The sequence below is a fragment of the Pseudomonas sp. FP198 genome (assembly GCF_030687895.1).
In the GTDB taxonomy this organism is placed as follows: Bacteria; Pseudomonadota; Gammaproteobacteria; order Pseudomonadales; family Pseudomonadaceae; genus Aquipseudomonas.
Genome location: NZ_CP117452.1, coordinates 4,821,633 through 4,837,680 on the forward strand (window position 1 = coordinate 4,821,633; position 16,048 = coordinate 4,837,680).

Sequence of the window (16,048 nt, forward strand, 5' to 3'; positions counted from 1 at the left end):
GAGCACCATATGCAGCGCGACGCCCTTCTTACCCAGGATGAGCTGGATTTCATCCGGACCATGCAGCACAGCCCGCAGTTGAACGAGCGGGATGTCACGTCGAGCTTGCTGGTAAACGGTGGGTCGCAGATCCGTGATCTTTTGACGCGCCTGGCGGCAAACGAGCAAGTCACGTTGCAAGCCAATTTCGAAAACCAGCAGATGACCTTTCCGTTGCATCTGGTGGAAGACGAATTCCATGCCATGCACCTGCGCCTGGGTGTGCCGAGCATCTATGAGGACGGACCGAAGGTCCGCCCATGGCGCCTGACGCTCGAGGCACCGGTTGCGCTGGAAAATGCCAAGGGTCAGCCGGGACCTCTGTGGGTGCACGAGGTCTCTTGCAAGGGCGTCCTGCTGGAAATTCGCAACCGCACCAAACCGCCAAAACAGTTCGCGTTGTGGTTCAGCCCTTCAGGCTACGAGAGAATTTCGCTTCGCGGTACGTTCGAACGGGAAACCGATCAGGGCCTGTACGCCTACCATCTGAATCAGCATGACCAGGACGAAACCGAGCGCCTGCGTCAGTACATCCTCCAGCAACATCGTCTGACCCATCCGGCGATGCACCTCTAGTCTTTGTACGAAAAGTGCCTGCGCGACGATCAGGCTGCGTTGAAAACAGGCTCGGAATGCTCATTGACAACCAGTCAACTCCGCTTCCTCGCCTGTTTTCGCCTTGCCTGATCGCCGCTCGGCGACTTTTCGTACAAACCCTAGCAAGCCATCAAGTATCCAGGTTGCCCGCCAGAAATTGACGCAAGCGTTGGCGCATCAGCATGCCCTCATTTCCCAGGCAAGCGATGGAAGAGCCTGCCAGGCTTTCCTGCGCCAGGTCGGACGCATCGCCGGCGAGCATGACCGGGCAATCCAGGCTCATCGCCAGTTTGTTCAGGCGCTTGGGCAGCTCCGCGGCCGGCGCATGATTGGAAACCAGTACCAGTGCCAACGGCTTGATCTTCTGGCAAATCAGGGTCAATTCGTCAAAGGGTTGGCCGACAGTCATGACCCTGACATCCACCTCCGCCCTGGAGATGAATAGCGTCGTGACCAGCAACTCCAATTCCCGGCATTGGCCGGCTATGGCGCTGACCAGGACCCGGCGCGACGAAGTTTCGCGCTTCAGCAAGAGTCGTTGCATGACACGCGAGCGCAAGAAACCGTCGAAAAACAGCCACTCACTGGTCTGCCCGAACTCATGTTGGCGTTGGAGCAATGCTCGCCAGAGCGGCATCAGGATGTCCTGGAAGACGACCGGTGCCGTATAGCTGGAAAAAATCTGTCCATAGACCCGATCCAGCTCCACATCGTCAAAGTTGCCGACTGCTTCAGCCACGAGCTGTTGCCACTGGGCGTAATCGGCGCGCACCAGATCGGGCGAAATGAACCTGGAGGCTGGCTGCACCGACTCGGTCCTGGCGAGAATTTTTCCCACCTTGCTAACCGCTACCCCGCGTTCGATCCAGGCGAGAATGCTGCGAACCTTTTCGATATCGCTCAATGAATACAGGCGGTGCCCGCTTTCGGTGCGTGTGGGCTGGATGAGGCCGTAGCGCCGCTCCCACGCGCGCAACGTCACCGGATTCACGCCCGTCACCCGTGCCACTTCGCGGATGGGAAACAAGTCCTCGCTTTTCAAAGCCACGGCGGCCTGAAACGCAAGGTTCTCTTCGATGATCACGCTCATTCCGAAGGCTTACCCGGCTCGAATTGGATCCCAGTTTACTCCTCACCGGGGATGTCTTTACAAGGGAGATGGCGGGCCATATTCGAATTTGTAGTTTCCTACCCTACAAGGAATAATCCTTGCTTGCCTTCAGGCATCGAACGCCGCCCCCTTACCCTGGGGCCGTTCCTCAAGCGAATCTCCTACCCGGAGTGCCGCAACCGTAACATGGAGATACAAAATGTCTGCCTCCCCCGTCACGTTGATGGTTGCCCGCCGCGTCGCCAATGGCCGCTATCAGGACCTGATCGCCTGGTTGCGTGAAGGCGAGCAATTGGCGACCGACTTCCCCGGCTACCTGGGCTCAGGCGTACTTGCGCCGCCGCCCGAAGACGACGAATTCCAGATCATCTTCCGTTTCGCCGATGAGCAGACCCTGCATGCATGGGAACATTCGGCTTCGCGCACGGCTTGGCTGGGACGCGGCAGCGAGCTATTTGCCGACCCATCCGAACATCGTGTGCGCGGCATCGACGGCTGGTTTGGCGCCGCCAACCAGCGCCCGCCGCGCTGGAAACAGGCGGTGGCTATCTGGCTGGCGTTTTTTCCGGTTTCGTTATTGTTCAATTTCCTGCTGGGGCCATTACTGGGTGAACTGGGCCTGTTGAGCCGGGTGCTGATCAGCACGCTCATCCTGACGCCGCTGATGGTGTATCTGTTTATCCCGTTATCGACCCACTTGCTGGCGAACTGGCTCGCCGGCCCACCGCAACGACCAGTGCCGGCGACGCAGAATCATTGATGCAGCATGCCATCAGCTTCAAGAGCTATCCCTGTGGGAAATTGGCAATGCATTCACTGGATCGGTCGCCAATAGGTAGACGGTATCCGGCACTGTTATAGTTTTGCTTCCGCCGCAAACCGAGCCGCCCCATGCCTACCGCTCCGATCCTCATCACCGGCGCAGCCCAGCGTGTCGGCCTGCACTGCGCCCGTCGGTTGCTGGAAGACGGGCATCCGGTCATCGCCACCTATCGCACCGAACGCCCGGGCGTGCAGACGCTACGGGACTCAGGGGCCACGGTGCTGTTTGCCGACTTTTCCAGTGAAGCGGGAATCCTTGCCTTCATCGAACAACTCAAGCAGCACACCGACCAGCTACGCGCCATTGTGCATAACGCCTCGGCCTGGCTGGCCGAAACTCCAGGCGATGAGGCGGCCGCTTTCAGCGCAATGTTTGGCGTGCACATGCTCGCGCCCTACCTGATCAACCTGCAGTGCGCCGAACTGCTGCAACGCTCGGTGCCGGCCGATATCGTGCACATCAGTGATGACGTGACGCGCAAGGGCAGCAGCCGGCACATCGCCTATTGCGCCACCAAGGCCGGGCTCGAGAGCCTGACCTTGTCGTTTGCGGCAAAATACGCACCCGCCATCAAGGTCAACGGTATCGCCCCGGCCCTGCTACTGTTCAATCCCGACGACGATGCGGCCTATCGGGCCAAGGCCCTGGCCAAATCCGCGCTGGGTTTCGAGCCGGGCAGTGAAGTGATCTACCAGAGCCTGCGTTATCTGCTGGACAACCCCTACGTCACCGGCACGACCCTGACCGTCAACGGTGGGCGGCACATCAAATAATTGTTCCGAGGAAGCGCAATGGCCCTGTCGCCCGAGCATTACCGCGAGATCCTGATCGGCCTGGGCGAAGACCCGGAACGCGAAGGCCTGCTGGATACACCGGTGCGGGCCGCAAAGGCCATGCAGTACCTTTGCCATGGCTATGAACAGAGCATCGAACAGATCGTCAACGGCGCCCTGTTCGCCTCCGACGGCGATGAAATGGTGATCGTCGCCGACATCGAACTCTATTCGTTGTGCGAACATCACCTGCTGCCCTTCATCGGCAAGGCCCATGTAGCTTATATTCCTACGGGCAAGGTCCTGGGGCTGTCGAAGATCGCCCGGCTGGTGGACATGTTCGCCCGTCGCCTGCAGATCCAGGAAAACCTCACCCGGCAAATCGCTGACGCAGTGCAGCAGGTCACCCAGGCCGCCGGCGTTGCGGTGGTGATCGAAGCCCAGCACATGTGCATGATGATGCGCGGTGTCGAAAAACAGAACTCGACGATGAACACCTCGGTGATGCTCGGCGCCTTTCGCGAGTCCAGCACCACGCGCCAGGAGTTCCTGCAATTGATTCGACGGAGCCAATAAATGCCACAACTTCAGCCCGCCATGGCGCGCATCAAGGTCAAGGACCTGCGCCTGCGTACGTTCATTGGCATCAACGAGGACGAGATCCTCAACAAGCAGGATGTGTTGATCAACCTGACCATCCTCTACGCGGCCCAAGAGGCGGTGCGCGATAACGACATCGACCACGCCCTGAACTACCGCACCATCACCAAGGCAATCATCGCCCATGTGGAGGGCAACCGTTTCGCCTTACTCGAACGCCTGACCCAGGAACTGCTCGACCTGGTCATGGCCAACGAATCAGTGCTGTACGCTGAAGTCGAAGTCGACAAGCCGCATGCCTTGCGATTTGCCGAGTCAGTGTCGATTACGCTGGCGGCAAGCAGGGCTGCTTCGTAGCAGCCAAAAGCTTCAAGCTGTAAGCTTCAAGCCTGAACAACGCAAACCCACCAGCAGCTTGAAGCCTGCCACTTGAAGCTGTCTCGTAGAGATCCTCATGAACGATCAACAACGCCTCGAACTCGAAGCCGCCGCCTTCCGCCGGCTGGTTGCCCATCTGGACAGCCGCAAGGATGTGCAGAACATCGACCTGATGAACCTCGCCGGTTTCTGCCGCAACTGCCTGTCCAAGTGGTACAAGGCTGCCGCCGACGAGCGTCAGGTCGAGGTCAGCCTCGACGATGCCCGCGAAGTCGTCTACGGCATGCCCTATGCCGAATGGAAAGCTCAATACCAGAAAGAAGCCAGCGCCGAACAGCAAGCGGCGTTCGCCAAAGGAACTCCCGATGCCTGACCTGAACACCTTCCGCGCCAGCCTCAAGAGTGGCGAACATGTATTTGCCGATACCCTGGCCTTTGTCGCCGATGGCTACGATTACCAGCCCCAGGCTTTTAACAACGGTGGCGTCGAGAACGCCGCCGGGCAGAACGAAGGTTCGTGCAAGACCCTGGGCCTGGCGTTGCTTGAAGGCCTGAGCGATGAAGAAGCGCTCCTGGCGTTTGGCGAGCATTACCGTTCGGTACTGGCCACGCCCGAAGGCAGTGATCACGGCAATATCCGCGCGTTGATGGTCCATGGTCTCGCCGGCGTGAAGTTCGAGGCGCAGCCGCTGCAACGGCGCTGACCATCCCGCTCTTGTGGCGAGGGAGCTTGCTCCCGCTGGGCTGCGCAGCAGACCCTAGCAGTCAGACTTAATTTGCCTGACACACCGAGACATCAGATTTTAGGGCTGCTGCGCAACCCAGCGGGGATAAATCCCCTCGCCACAGGGGCTCAAGACGCCAGGCACTTATCCACATCCCGACTTTTATGATTGACCCGGCAACTTTATTTCGTTTGCCGGGCACCTCTCCCCGCGGCTTAGATAAAGGCAATATTTCTTCCTCCGAGCCGTCATCCATGAGCCGCGAAAGCATCAGCCAATCGATTTCCTTCGTTCATCCCGTCAGCCTCGACCATGGAAAAAACGCCGAAGTCTGGGACACGGATGGCAAGCGCTACATTGATTTTGTCGGCGGCATCGGCGTGCTGAATCTCGGCCACTGTCATCCGCGTGTCGTCGAGGCGATTCGCGAGCAAGCCACCCGGTTGACCCACTATGCGTTCAATGCCGCACCGCACCGGCCTTATCTCGAATTGATCGAGCGCCTGGCAAGATTCATCCCGGTGGACTATCCGGTTAGCGGCATGCTTACCAACAGCGGCGCCGAGGCAGCGGAGAACGCCTTGAAAATCGTCCGCGGCGCCACGGGGCGCACCGCCGTGATCGCGTTTGATGGCGGCTTCCACGGCCGGACCCTGGCCACCCTCAACCTCAACGGCAAGGTTGCGCCCTACAAACAGAAAGTCGGTGTCCTGCCCGGGCCGGTCTATCACCTGCCCTATCCCAGCCAGGACAACGGCGTGACCTGTGCCGAAGCCTTGAAAGCCATGGACCGGCTGTTCAGCGTTGAGATCGACGTAAACGACGTAGCCTGTTTCATCGTCGAGCCGGTGCAGGGCGAAGCCGGATTCCTGACGATGGACATAGCCTTCGCCCAGGCGCTGCGCCAGTTCTGTGACGACAAGGGCATCGTGTTGGTCATCGATGAGATCCAGTCCGGTTTCGGCCGTACCGGCCAACGTTTTGCATTTTCGCGGCTGGGCATCGAACCGGACCTGATCCTGCTGGGCAAGAGCATCGCCGGCGGTGTCCCGCTGGGGGCGGTGATGGGACGCAAAGCCCTGATGGACAACCTGCCCAAGGGCGGCCTCGGCGGCACCTATTCTGGCAACCCTATCGCCTGCGCTGCCGCGCTGGCGACCCTGGACGAGATGACCGACGCGAACCTGCGGGCCTGGGGCGCACGCCAGGAAGAGGCCATAGTGAGCCGCTACGAATCCTGGCGCCGTCGCGGGCTGTCCCCCTATCTGGGGCGGTTGACCGGAGTCGGCGCCATGCGCGGCATCGAACTGGCCCACGCCGATGGCACTCCGGCGTCGGCTCAATTGACGCAATTGTTGGCGGCGGCACGGGACTCGGGCTTGCTACTGATGCCCAGCGGCAAATCCCGGCACATCATTCGGCTGCTGGCGCCGTTGACGACCGAGCCGGCGGTGCTGGAAGAGGGATTGGATATTCTCGAGGCGTGCCTGGCGAAACTGGGCTGAATACGGTCCCCTTGCCTACACAGCCCTTATGGGAGCGAGCTTGCTCGCGATAGCGTCAGATCAGCCGACATCGATGTTGACCGACACACCGCTATCGCGAGCAAGCTCGCTCCCACATTGGTTTCAGCAGCAGATATCGGGCAATAAAAAACCGGCCGAAGCCGGTTTTTTTTGCCCGATGGATCAGAACGAAACGTTCTGCAAGCCATCCAGGTAACGCTCGGTGTCCAGGGCCGCCATGCAACCGGCGCCGGCCGAGGTGATCGCCTGGCGGTAGACGTGGTCGGCCACGTCGCCGGCCGCGAAGATACCTTCGACGCTGGTGGCCGTGGCGTTGCCGTCGCGACCGCCCTTGACCACCAGGTAGCCGTCCTTGAGTTCCAGCTGGCCTTCGAACAACGAGGTGTTCGGCGTGTGGCCGATGGCGATGAAGACGCCGTCGACCTTGATCTCGTCAAAGCTGCCGTCGTTGTTCTTCAGGCGTGCACCGGTCACGCCCATGTTGTCGCCCAGCACTTCGTCCAGGGTCGCGTTGAGCTTGAGGATGATCTTGCCTTCGGCGACGCGGGCGTTGAGCTTGTCGATCAGGATCTTCTCGGCGCGGAACGTTTCGCGACGGTGGATCAGCGTGACCGTGCTGGCGATGTTGGCCAGGTACAGCGCTTCCTCGACAGCTGTGTTGCCGCCACCGACCACGGCGACCGGCTTGTTGCGGTAGAAGAAACCATCGCAGGTGGCGCAGGCGGACACGCCTTTGCCCATGAAAGCTTCTTCCGATGGCAGGCCCAGGTAGCGCGCGCTGGCGCCGGTGGCGATGATCAGGGCGTCACAAGTGTAGGTCGCGCTGTCGCCGGTCAGGGTGTAGGGCTTGGCGGCGAAATCCACGGCGTTGATGTGGTCGAAAACGATCTCGGTCTCGAAGCGCTCGGCGTGTTCCTTCATGCGTTCCATCAAGGCCGGACCGGTCAGGCCATGGACATCACCCGGCCAGTTGTCGACTTCAGTGGTGGTGGTCAATTGACCGCCGGCCTGCATGCCGGTGATCAGCAACGGCTTGAGGTTGGCACGTGCCGCATAGACCGCGGCGCTGTAACCGGCGGGGCCGGAACCGAGGATAATCACTCGCGAATGACGGACTTCAGACATGACCTGCTCCTGTTGACCGGACCCTGCGGCCCGGAACGCCGGCTATGCGGCGGGAATAAAAAAGGACTGTGGATGCACTTGGGGAAGGCTTGGGTTCGACAGTCCTGAAAAAGATTGGGTGCAGCGTATCGAGGGAGCGAAGATTAAGGAAATACGGTTTAACAATCCAGCTCATAGGTGAGCTCTATCCGCGGCAGCGCTCCCGATAGTTGCGATCCTGCGCTAAACCTTTGTTACACACCGTGTCGTGGCTTTCGCGCATCGGGCAAAGCCGGTAAGGTCGGCGCGTCCACCTACCCTCGGAGCCACCTATGCCCGCCGCCCCTGTCCTGTCCGGTCCGCAATATTTGCGAGAAGGACTCAAACTGGTCCTGAGCCCAAGCCTGCGCCTGTTTGTATTGTTGCCGCTGGCGATCAATCTGGTGCTGTTCGTCGGGCTGGTCTACCTCGCCGGCCACCAGTTCAGCCTGTGGGTCGACACGCTGATGCCGTCGTTGCCGGATTGGCTGAGTTTTCTCAGTTACGTGCTCTGGCCACTGTTCGTCGTCCTTGTCGTACTGATGGTGTTTTTCAGCTTCACCATGCTCGCCAATATCATTGCTGCGCCCTTCAATGGCTTTCTCGCCGAGAAAGTCGAGGTAGTGGTTCGCGGCACCGATGATTTCCCAGCGTTCAGTTGGGGCGAGCTGGTTGCGATGATCCCGCGCACCCTGGCCCGGGAGGCGCGCAAGCTCGGCTATTTCCTGCCCCGGGCCCTGGGGCTGTTCGTGCTGTCGTTCATCCCGGTGATCAATATCGTCGCCGCACCGCTGTGGCTGCTGTTCGGCATCTGGATGATGGCGATCCAGTACATCGACTACCCGGCGGACAACCACAAACTGGGCTGGAACGAGATGCTCGCCTGGCTGCGGGAAAAACGCTGGCAGAGCCTGGGCTTCGGCGGCAGCGTTTACCTGGTGTTGCTGATCCCCTTCGTGAACATCCTGATGATGCCGGCGGCGGTGGCCGGGGCGACGTTGTTCTGGGTGCGCGAACAAGGTGCCGAGACCGCTCTGGCCCGTCAGGGTTGAGCCGTCACAAATCCATCATCCTGGCGTCACAATGACGAAACGGCCCCGGTCGACACTGGGGTCATGACCACACTCCTGCACGTTACCCTCGTCACCGAAACCTTTGCGCCGGAAATCAATGGCGTAGCCAATACCCTGGGTCGTCTCTACGACGGCTTGCGTGCCCGCGGGCACCGGGTGGAACTGATCCGCCCCCGCCAGACCGGGGACCAGGGCCTGGCCAGTGACGAGCAGTTGCTGCTATGCCGGGGCTGGCCTTTACCCGGGTATCCGGGGCTGCAATGGGGGCAGGCGTCGATGCACAAGTTGCTCAGGCGCTGGAAACGTCATCGCCCGGACGTGCTGTATATCGCCACGGAAGGCCCGCTGGGCTTGTCCGCACTACGAGCAGCGCGGCGCCTGGGAATTTCGGTGGTCAGCGGCTTCCATACCAATTTCCAGCAGTACACCCAGCAATATGGCCTCGGCTTGCTAAGTCGCGGGCTGACCCATTACCTGCGCTGGTTCCACAACCGCTCCAGCCTGACGCTGGTGCCCAGCCTCAGTCAGCGCCTGGAACTGGAACGCCGGCATTTCGAACGCGTGGCGTTGCTGTCCCGCGGCGTGGACAGCCAATTGTTCCATCCAGCCAAACGCTCCACCGACCTTCGTCAAACGTGGGGCCTGGGCGAGGACGACATTGCAGTCATCCATGTCGGACGCCTGGCGCCGGAGAAAAACCTCGGGCTGCTCAAGCGCAGTTTCGACACGCTGAGTAGCGCCTTCCCGGCACGGCGAATCAGACTGGTGATAGTCGGTGACGGCCCGCAGCGGCCCGCCCTCGAACAGCTATTGCCCGAGGCGATCTTTTGCGGCACGCAGCGTGGCGAAGCGCTGGCTGCGCATTATGCGTCCGGGGACGTGTTCGTCTTTCCGAGCCTGACCGAAACCTTTGGCAACGTCGTGCTCGAAGCACTTGCCTCGGGGCTGGGCGTGGTGGCCTACGATCAGGCTGCGGCGGCGCAGCACATCCGTCACGGCTACAACGGTGTGCTGGCGATGCCAGGGGATGAAGAGGCTTTTTGCGATGCGGCCCGCTGGCTGCTGGAAGAGCGCGAGGCCTTGCGTTGTGTCCGGCTCAATGCGCGCCAACATGCCAGTCGCCAGGGCTGGGCATCGGTGATCGAGCAGTTCGAGGCGCAGTTACGCGGGGTTTGTGTGGGTGAGCAGGTGCTGCCGGCGGCGCCGACGGTGCGTTGAACTTCGGTGACCCTGAAATCGCCTTCGCGAGCAGGCTCGCTCCCACATTGGATCTCGGTCATACATAAATGTATGTTCACTAAAGATCGGAGGTGGGAGCGAGCCTGCTCGCGAAGGCAGGCGCTACTCAGACCAACGTCATCAACGCCTCGCGGCTGAACGGCAGGATCTCCTGCTCGCGCCCTTCACGCACTTTCTGCGCCCAGTCCGGATCCACCAGCAGCGCGCGCCCCACCGCCACCAGATCGAACTCTTCCTTGTTCAGGCGCTCGAGCAGATTCTCCAGGCTGGCCGGTTGCGCAACCTTGTCGGTGTTCACCATAAATTGCAGGAACTCACCATCAAGGCCGACACTGCCGACGGTAATGGTGGGCTTGCCCGTGAGCTTGCGGGTCCAGCCAGCCAGGTTCAGGTCCGAGCCTTCGAATTCCGGCTCCCAGAAGCGACGCGTAGAACAGTGGAAGATATCCACGCCGGCATCCGCCAAGGGCTTGAGAAATTCTCCCAGCGCTTCGGGCGTCTGCACCAGGCGCGCGGTGTAGTCCTGCTGTTTCCATTGGGAAAAACGGAAGATGATCGGGAAGCCCTCACCTACCGCAGCCCGCACCGCGCGAATCAGCTCGATCGCGAAGCGCGAACGGTTGGCCAGGCTGCCACCGTAATCGTCGGTGCGCTGGTTAGTGCCTTCCCAGAAGAACTGGTCCACCAGGTAGCCGTGGGCACCGTGGATTTCCACCCCGTCCATGCCGATGCCCTGGGCGTCTTTTGCCGCTTGGGCGAATGCCGCAATGACCTCGTCGATGTCCGCCTGGGTCATGCCATGGACCACGACCTGACCGTCCTTGAGTTTTTCAGTCGGGCCGTAGCCCGGCACGGCGCCATCCGGCTCGGTACCGAGGCGCCGCACGTTCCCCACATGCCACAGTTGCGGAACAATCTTGCCGCCTTCGGCATGCACGGCATCGACTACTTTTTTCCAGCCGGCCAGCGCGGCCTCGCCGTAGAAGTGCGGTACGTTCGGATAGCCGTTGGACGCCCGATGGCCGATCGTGGTGCCCTCGGTGATGATCAGGCCGACCCCGGCCGCCGCGCGACGACGGTAATACTCGATCACCTTGGTGTTCGGTACTCCGCCAGGCGAAAAGGAGCGCGTCATCGGCGCCATCACGACCCGGGTCGGCAGTTCCAGCGCGCCGAGATGAAAGGGTTTGAACAGGGCTTTTACAGGCATGGGGCACTCCATGAAAACGAGGTCACAGATCGGATATGACGACGATAATATGGGGCATGCACAGCGCTGGGTAGCACTATTGATTGGAGTGATTAAGGATCAGAAGGTAGCGCAGATCGACATTGGAGAGGCTCAACCCGATGCAAGCCGAGCGCATAACCTGTGGCGAGGGGATTTATCCCCGCTGGGCTGCGCAGCAGCCCCAAGAGCAAGCGACTTGATAGCTGACACACCGAGGCATCAGATTTTAGGGCTGCTCCGCAGCCCAACGGGGATAAATCCCCTCACCACAAAAGTTCAGCGGATGGTTTAGCTCAGCGCTTTTTCAATCGCCTGGATCACCGCAGGATCATCCGGCGACGTGCGCGGCGAGAAACGCGCCAGCACCCGGCCGTCCTTGCCGAGCAGGAATTTTTCGAAGTTCCAGGTGATGTCCCCGGGAAACTCGGCACCTTCACCCGCCAACAGACGGTACAGCTGGTGACGGTCGTGGCCGTTCACTTCCAGCTTGCTCGACAGCGGGAACGTCACGCCGTAATTGAGGCTGCAGAATTCCTGGATCTCCTGCTCGGTTCCCGGCTCCTGGCCGGCGAACTGATTACAGGGCAGGCCCAGCACGCTGAACCCCTGGTCCTTGTATTGCTGATAAAGATTTTCCAGCGCCGCGTACTGAGGCGTCAGGCCACATTTGGAGGCGACGTTGACCACCAGCACGACTTGGCCCTTGAAGGGCGCGAGAGGAAGCTCCTGACCATCCAGGGCTTGCAGTTTAAGGTCGTGGAAAGCACTCATGACGAACTCCAGGGTTTGCGGATCTTTTCGAAACAGCCATGGGCGATGCTAACAGCTAGCGACTAAAAAGGCGCCATAGGGCGCCTCTCCAGTCAACTTGAGCGTAGCGCAGAAATCAGTGCTGATGGCCGCCTTCACCATGGACGTGGCCATGGGCGATTTCTTCCTGGCTGGCATCACGGATGTCGACGATCTTGACCTGGAAGTTCAAGCGCTGACCGGCCAACGGGTGGTTGCCGTCGACAGTCACGTCGTCGCCGTCGAGGTCACGGATAGTGACGATCTGCATCTGGCCATCAGGCGCCGAAGCGTGGAACTGCATGCCCACTTCCAGCTCATCCACGCCTTCGAACATGCTGCGGCTCAGGGTGCTGACCAGCTCGGCGGAATATTCGCCATAAGCGTCTTCCGGCTCAACGGCCACTTTCAGCTCGTCACCGGTGGTTTTGCCTTCCAGGGCTTTTTCCAGGCCCGGGATGATGTTGCCTGCGCCATGCAGGTAGACCAGCGGAGCGCCGCCGGCGGAGCTGTCGATGACCTCACCAGCGTCGTTGGTCAGGGTATAGTCGATGGAGACAGCCTTATTGGCGGCGATCAGCATGGGGCGAGACCTTTTGCATAAGAATGAAGAACGGACAAGTCTAAACAAGGATTTGCCCGAAAGCGAACGGAACCCGGACAAACGGGCTAGCTCGAACAGACCAACGGTCACCGGTTTTCATCAGGATGAGGACGGGCACTGGGTCGCCGAGCTGTCCTGCGGCCACACCCAGCACCTGCGCCACCAGCCACCGTGGCAATCCCGGGCCTGGGTGCTGGACCCGGCGCAACGTATTGAAAAAATAGGCCAGCCCTTTGATTGCGGCTGGTGCGCTCAAGGCCCGGTTAGCGCTAACCTTGGCGACTGAATTGACGGTAGACAGCCAGTCATAGGCTGCAGCCTTGCCATGCACCCCTAGAGAATCCGCATGCAGACTTTTTTTATCGCGCCCACCGATTTTGGTGTGGGTCTGACCTCCATCAGCCTCGGGCTGGTGCGTACCCTCGAACGGGCCGGGCTGAAAGTCGGCTTTTTCAAACCCATCGCCCAGCCCCACCCTGGCGATACCGGCCCGGAACGCTCCACCGAACTGGTGGCCCGTACCCACGGCCTCAAGCCGCCGCAACCGCTGGGCCTGGCCCATGTCGAGCGCATGCTCGGCGATGGCCAGCTCGATGAGTTGCTGGAAGAAATCATCACCCTCTACCAACAGGCCGCGATCGGCAAGGACGTGCTGGTCGTCGAGGGCATGGTCCCGACCCGCAGCGCCAGCTACGCCGCCCGGGTCAACCTGCACCTGGCCAAGAGCCTGGACGCCGAGGTGATCCTGGTATCGGCGCCGGAAAACGAAGTGCTGACCGAACTGTCCGGTCGTGTCGAGTTGCAGGCGCAACTGTTCGGCGGGCCGAAAGATCCGAAGGTCCTCGGCGTGATCCTCAACAAGGTGCGCACCGACGAAAGCATGGAAGCGTTTTCAGCACGGCTCAAGGAGCACTCGCCCCTGCTGCGCAGTGGCGACTTCCGCCTGCTCGGCTGCATCCCTTTTCGCCCCGAGCTCAACGCCCCGCGCACCCGCGACGTGGCCGACCTGATGGGCGCGCAGGTGCTCAACGCCGGCGACTACGAAACCCGGCGCATGAGCAACATCATCATCTGCGCCCGGACCATGCGCAACACGGTGGAACTGCTCAAGCCCGGCGTATTGGTGGTCACCCCGGGCGATCGCGATGACATCATCCTGGCCGTGAGCCTGGCGGCGATCAACGGCGTGCCGCTGGCCGGCCTGCTGCTGACCAGCGACACCCTGCCCGACCCGCGCATCATGGACTTGTGCCGAGGCGCCTTGCAGGCGGGGTTGCCGGTGCTGTCGGTGAGCACCGGCTCCTACGACACCGCCAACCTGCTCAACAGCCTGAACAAGGAAATCCCCATCGATGACCGCGAACGCGCGGAGATCATCACCGATTTTGTTGCCAGTCACCTCGACGCCAACTGGCTGCACCAACGCTGCGGCACGCCACGGGAAATGCGCCTGTCGCCGGCGGTGTTCCGCTACCAACTCATCCAGCGTGCCCAAGCGGCCAACAAGCGCATCGTCTTGCCCGAAGGCAGCGAACCGCTGACCGTACAAGCGGCTGCGATTTGCCAGGCTCGGGGCATCGCCCGTTGCGTGTTGCTGGCCAAGCCGGCCGACGTTGAAGCGGTGGCCCGCGCCCAAGGCATCGAACTGCCGCCAGGGTTGGAGATACTCGACCCGGATACGATCCGCGAGCGCTATGTGGAACCCATGGTGCGGCTGCGCAAAAGCAAGAGCCTGAACGCACCGATGGCCGAGCAGCAACTGGAAGACACCGTGGTGATCGGCACCATGATGCTGGCGCTGGATGAAGTCGACGGGCTTGTCTCGGGCGTCATCCACTCGACCGCCAATACCATTCGCCCGGCGTTGCAACTGATCAAGACCGCACCCGGCTGCTCGCTGGTGTCCTCGGTATTTTTCATGCTGTTTCCCGAGGAAGTGCTGGTCTACGGCGACTGCGTGATGAACCCGCACCCCAGTGCAGCGGAGCTGGCCGAAATCGCCCTGCAAAGCGCCGATTCAGCCGCAGCGTTCGGCATCACGCCACGGGTGGCGATGCTCAGCTATTCCAGCGGCGAATCGGCCAGCGGTGAAGAAGTGGAGAAGGTCCGCGAAGCCACCCTGCTGGCCCACGAGGCACAACATGGCTTGCTGATCGACGGCCCGTTGCAATACGACGCCGCCGCCAACGAGGCCGTGGCCCGGCAATTGGCACCCAACAGCCAGGTAGCCGGCCGCGCCACGGTGTTCATTTTCCCGGACCTGAACACCGGTAACACCACCCACAAGGCCGTGCAGCGCAGCGCCGACTGCGTCAGCCTCGGGCCGATGCTGCAAGGCCTGCGCAAACCGGTCAACGACCTGCCGCGCGGCGCCCAGGTCGATGACATCGTGTACACCATCGCCCTGACAGCGATCCAAGCCGCCAACCGACCTCTGGACATTTAAATGCTGGATTTCCTGCCTGCCCCCGTGCGCGGCGTCATTGCCTCGCTGCTGTTGGCGCTGAACACCATCGCCTGCTGTACGCCGCTGTTCGTCGTGGCGATCTTCAAGCTGTTGCTGCCCTTCCCCGCCGCCCAGCGTTTCACCGACTGGCTGATGAGCCACATCCACGAAGCCTGGATCAGCAACAACAAGGCCTGGATGAACCTGTTGCGCCCTACCCGCTGGCACCTCAGTGGCCTGGGAGGCCTGGACTACCAGCACTCGTATCTGATCACCAGCAACCACCAGAGCTGGGTCGACATCATGGTGCTGCAATACGTGCTGAACCGACGCATCCGCCCATTGAAGTTCTTTCTCAAGCAGGAGCTGATCTGGGTGCCGGTGATCGGCCTGGCCTGGTGGGCCCTGGGGTTTCCGTTCATGAAGCGTTATTCCAAGGCGTACCTGGAAAAGCATCCGGAGAAGAAAGGCAAGGACCTGGAAACCACCCGCAAGACCTGCGCGAAGTTTCGCAACAACCCCGTGGGCATCTTCAATTTCGTTGAGGGCACACGCTTCACCGAAGGCAAGCATGCCCAGCAACAATCACCGTTTCGCTACCTGCTCAAGCCCAAGGCCGGCGGCATCGCGTTTGTGCTTGATGCCATGGGTGAGCAACTGGAGTCGATCATCAACGTGACGATCCATTATCCGGGCGGTCGTCCGGGTTATTGGGATTTGCTCTGCGGCAACGTTGGCGAGGTGGTGGTGCATTTCCAGGAGTTGAAGATCCCGCCGCAGTTCATCGGTAAAAGCTACGACCAGGATGGGGAGTATCGCCTGGAATTCCAGGGTTGGATCAATCAGTTGTGGCAAGACAAGGACGCGCTGCTGGAGCAGATGCATCGCGAGTATCCCGCCAAGTCTTGAGGTGACTGTACAGGCCTCATCGCGAGCAAGCTCGCTCCCACA

18 protein-coding genes are annotated in these 16,048 nt (G+C 61.0%); 13 read left to right on the plus strand and 5 right to left on the minus strand.

Going from position 1 to position 16,048, the window contains the following annotated elements; translation table 11 throughout:
* Positions 1 to 9: 9 nt before the first annotated feature.
* Positions 10 to 615: a hypothetical protein gene (locus PSH78_RS21960; protein WP_305496748.1), complete on the plus strand. Its 606-nt coding sequence runs from the start codon at positions 10 to 12 to the stop codon at positions 613 to 615.
* 151 nt (positions 616 to 766) lie between these two features.
* Here PSH78_RS21960 and PSH78_RS21965 read toward each other — a convergent pair whose 3' ends face one another.
* A complete protein-coding gene (locus PSH78_RS21965; RefSeq protein WP_305496749.1) occupies positions 767 to 1,726 on the minus strand; it encodes a MerR family transcriptional regulator in 960 nt (319 codons plus the stop codon).
* Between the two features lie 220 nt (positions 1,727 to 1,946).
* Here PSH78_RS21965 and PSH78_RS21970 point away from each other — a divergent pair, with 220 nt between their 5' ends.
* From PSH78_RS21970 to PSH78_RS22000, 7 genes are all read left to right on the plus strand, one after another.
* Positions 1,947 to 2,507 (plus strand): antibiotic biosynthesis monooxygenase, encoded by a 561-nt coding sequence (locus tag PSH78_RS21970; RefSeq protein ID WP_305496750.1) that lies wholly within the window; start codon positions 1,947 to 1,949, stop codon positions 2,505 to 2,507.
* 131 nt (positions 2,508 to 2,638) lie between these two features.
* Positions 2,639 to 3,343 carry a dihydromonapterin reductase gene (gene folM / locus PSH78_RS21975; protein ID WP_305496751.1) on the plus strand — a complete coding sequence of 235 codons (705 nt, stop codon included), beginning with the start codon at positions 2,639 to 2,641 and terminating at the stop codon, positions 3,341 to 3,343.
* 18 nt (positions 3,344 to 3,361) lie between these two features.
* Positions 3,362 to 3,919, plus strand: coding sequence for a GTP cyclohydrolase I FolE (folE, locus tag PSH78_RS21980; protein ID WP_305496753.1), 558 nt, complete (start codon positions 3,362 to 3,364; stop codon positions 3,917 to 3,919).
* On the plus strand, positions 3,920 to 4,300 hold the full coding sequence (folX, locus tag PSH78_RS21985; RefSeq protein ID WP_014340149.1) for a dihydroneopterin triphosphate 2'-epimerase: 381 nt from the start codon (positions 3,920 to 3,922) through the stop codon (positions 4,298 to 4,300).
* A 97-nt stretch (positions 4,301 to 4,397) separates the two neighbouring features.
* On the plus strand, positions 4,398 to 4,694 hold the full coding sequence (locus PSH78_RS21990) for a DUF1244 domain-containing protein (RefSeq protein WP_305496754.1): 297 nt from the start codon (positions 4,398 to 4,400) through the stop codon (positions 4,692 to 4,694).
* Positions 4,687 to 5,025, plus strand: coding sequence for a HopJ type III effector protein (locus PSH78_RS21995; protein ID WP_305496755.1), 339 nt, complete (start codon positions 4,687 to 4,689; stop codon positions 5,023 to 5,025). Before PSH78_RS21990 ends, PSH78_RS21995 begins: the two co-directional genes overlap by 8 nt.
* 275 nt (positions 5,026 to 5,300) lie before the next feature.
* Complete coding sequence (locus tag PSH78_RS22000) at positions 5,301 to 6,551, plus strand: aspartate aminotransferase family protein (protein ID WP_305496756.1); 1,251 nt, start codon at positions 5,301 to 5,303, stop codon at positions 6,549 to 6,551.
* A gap of 183 nt (positions 6,552 to 6,734) precedes the next feature.
* Here PSH78_RS22000 and trxB read toward each other — a convergent pair whose 3' ends face one another.
* Positions 6,735 to 7,697, minus strand: coding sequence for a thioredoxin-disulfide reductase (gene trxB / locus PSH78_RS22005; RefSeq protein WP_212799028.1), 963 nt, complete (start codon positions 7,695 to 7,697; stop codon positions 6,735 to 6,737).
* 311 nt (positions 7,698 to 8,008) lie between these two features.
* On the opposite strand from trxB, the gene cysZ reads away from it, so the two are divergent.
* Together cysZ and PSH78_RS22015 are read left to right on the plus strand one after the other, a co-directional pair.
* Positions 8,009 to 8,767: a sulfate transporter CysZ gene (gene cysZ, locus PSH78_RS22010; protein WP_305496757.1), complete on the plus strand. Its 759-nt coding sequence runs from the start codon at positions 8,009 to 8,011 to the stop codon at positions 8,765 to 8,767.
* 63 nt (positions 8,768 to 8,830) lie between these two features.
* Positions 8,831 to 10,006 carry a glycosyltransferase family 1 protein gene (locus PSH78_RS22015; protein WP_305496758.1) on the plus strand — a complete coding sequence of 392 codons (1,176 nt, stop codon included), beginning with the start codon at positions 8,831 to 8,833 and terminating at the stop codon, positions 10,004 to 10,006.
* Positions 10,007 to 10,133: 127 nt separating this feature from the next.
* On the opposite strand, the gene PSH78_RS22020 is transcribed toward PSH78_RS22015, so the two are convergent.
* The 3 genes from PSH78_RS22020 to PSH78_RS22030 all read right to left on the minus strand — a co-directional run bounded on the left by PSH78_RS22020 (position 10,134) and on the right by PSH78_RS22030 (position 12,630).
* Positions 10,134 to 11,237, minus strand: coding sequence for an NADH:flavin oxidoreductase (locus PSH78_RS22020; RefSeq protein WP_305496759.1), 1,104 nt, complete (start codon positions 11,235 to 11,237; stop codon positions 10,134 to 10,136).
* Positions 11,238 to 11,546: 309 nt separating this feature from the next.
* Positions 11,547 to 12,029, minus strand: coding sequence for a glutathione peroxidase (locus tag PSH78_RS22025; RefSeq protein ID WP_305496760.1), 483 nt, complete (start codon positions 12,027 to 12,029; stop codon positions 11,547 to 11,549).
* 115 nt (positions 12,030 to 12,144) lie between these two features.
* Positions 12,145 to 12,630: a peptidylprolyl isomerase gene (locus PSH78_RS22030; RefSeq protein WP_305496761.1), complete on the minus strand. Its 486-nt coding sequence runs from the start codon at positions 12,628 to 12,630 to the stop codon at positions 12,145 to 12,147.
* On the opposite strand from PSH78_RS22030, the gene PSH78_RS22035 reads away from it, so the two are divergent.
* Genes PSH78_RS22035 through PSH78_RS22045 form a run of 3 tightly spaced genes read left to right on the plus strand, consistent with a single transcriptional unit; the run spans position 12,599 to position 16,006 of the window.
* Positions 12,599 to 12,937 (plus strand): DUF3565 domain-containing protein, encoded by a 339-nt coding sequence (locus PSH78_RS22035; RefSeq protein ID WP_305496763.1) that lies wholly within the window; start codon positions 12,599 to 12,601, stop codon positions 12,935 to 12,937. The genes PSH78_RS22030 and PSH78_RS22035 overlap by 32 nt on opposite strands.
* Positions 12,938 to 12,997: 60 nt before the next feature.
* Positions 12,998 to 15,097 (plus strand): phosphate acetyltransferase, encoded by a 2,100-nt coding sequence (pta, locus tag PSH78_RS22040; protein ID WP_305496764.1) that lies wholly within the window; start codon positions 12,998 to 13,000, stop codon positions 15,095 to 15,097.
* On the plus strand, positions 15,098 to 16,006 hold the full coding sequence (locus PSH78_RS22045) for an acyltransferase (protein WP_305496766.1): 909 nt from the start codon (positions 15,098 to 15,100) through the stop codon (positions 16,004 to 16,006).
* Positions 16,007 to 16,048: the final 42 nt, after the last annotated feature.

Coding starts and splice junctions, on each gene's coding strand:
- PSH78_RS21960 (WP_305496748.1), top strand. CDS start 10: ATGCAGCGCGACGCCCTTCTTACCCAGGATGAGCTGGATTTCATCCGG.
- PSH78_RS21965 (WP_305496749.1), bottom strand. CDS start 1,726: ATGAGCGTGATCATCGAAGAGAACCTTGCGTTTCAGGCCGCCGTGGCT.
- PSH78_RS21970 (WP_305496750.1), top strand. CDS start 1,947: ATGTCTGCCTCCCCCGTCACGTTGATGGTTGCCCGCCGCGTCGCCAAT.
- folM (WP_305496751.1), top strand. CDS start 2,639: ATGCCTACCGCTCCGATCCTCATCACCGGCGCAGCCCAGCGTGTCGGC.
- folE (WP_305496753.1), top strand. CDS start 3,362: ATGGCCCTGTCGCCCGAGCATTACCGCGAGATCCTGATCGGCCTGGGC.
- folX (WP_014340149.1), top strand. CDS start 3,920: ATGCCACAACTTCAGCCCGCCATGGCGCGCATCAAGGTCAAGGACCTG.
- PSH78_RS21990 (WP_305496754.1), top strand. CDS start 4,398: ATGAACGATCAACAACGCCTCGAACTCGAAGCCGCCGCCTTCCGCCGG.
- PSH78_RS21995 (WP_305496755.1), top strand. CDS start 4,687: ATGCCTGACCTGAACACCTTCCGCGCCAGCCTCAAGAGTGGCGAACAT.
- PSH78_RS22000 (WP_305496756.1), top strand. CDS start 5,301: ATGAGCCGCGAAAGCATCAGCCAATCGATTTCCTTCGTTCATCCCGTC.
- trxB (WP_212799028.1), bottom strand. CDS start 7,697: ATGTCTGAAGTCCGTCATTCGCGAGTGATTATCCTCGGTTCCGGCCCC.
- cysZ (WP_305496757.1), top strand. CDS start 8,009: ATGCCCGCCGCCCCTGTCCTGTCCGGTCCGCAATATTTGCGAGAAGGA.
- PSH78_RS22015 (WP_305496758.1), top strand. CDS start 8,831: ATGACCACACTCCTGCACGTTACCCTCGTCACCGAAACCTTTGCGCCG.
- PSH78_RS22020 (WP_305496759.1), bottom strand. CDS start 11,237: ATGCCTGTAAAAGCCCTGTTCAAACCCTTTCATCTCGGCGCGCTGGAA.
- PSH78_RS22025 (WP_305496760.1), bottom strand. CDS start 12,029: ATGAGTGCTTTCCACGACCTTAAACTGCAAGCCCTGGATGGTCAGGAG.
- PSH78_RS22035 (WP_305496763.1), top strand. CDS start 12,599: ATGGAGACAGCCTTATTGGCGGCGATCAGCATGGGGCGAGACCTTTTG.
- PSH78_RS22030 (WP_305496761.1), bottom strand. CDS start 12,630: ATGCTGATCGCCGCCAATAAGGCTGTCTCCATCGACTATACCCTGACC.
- pta (WP_305496764.1), top strand. CDS start 12,998: ATGCAGACTTTTTTTATCGCGCCCACCGATTTTGGTGTGGGTCTGACC.
- PSH78_RS22045 (WP_305496766.1), top strand. CDS start 15,098: ATGCTGGATTTCCTGCCTGCCCCCGTGCGCGGCGTCATTGCCTCGCTG.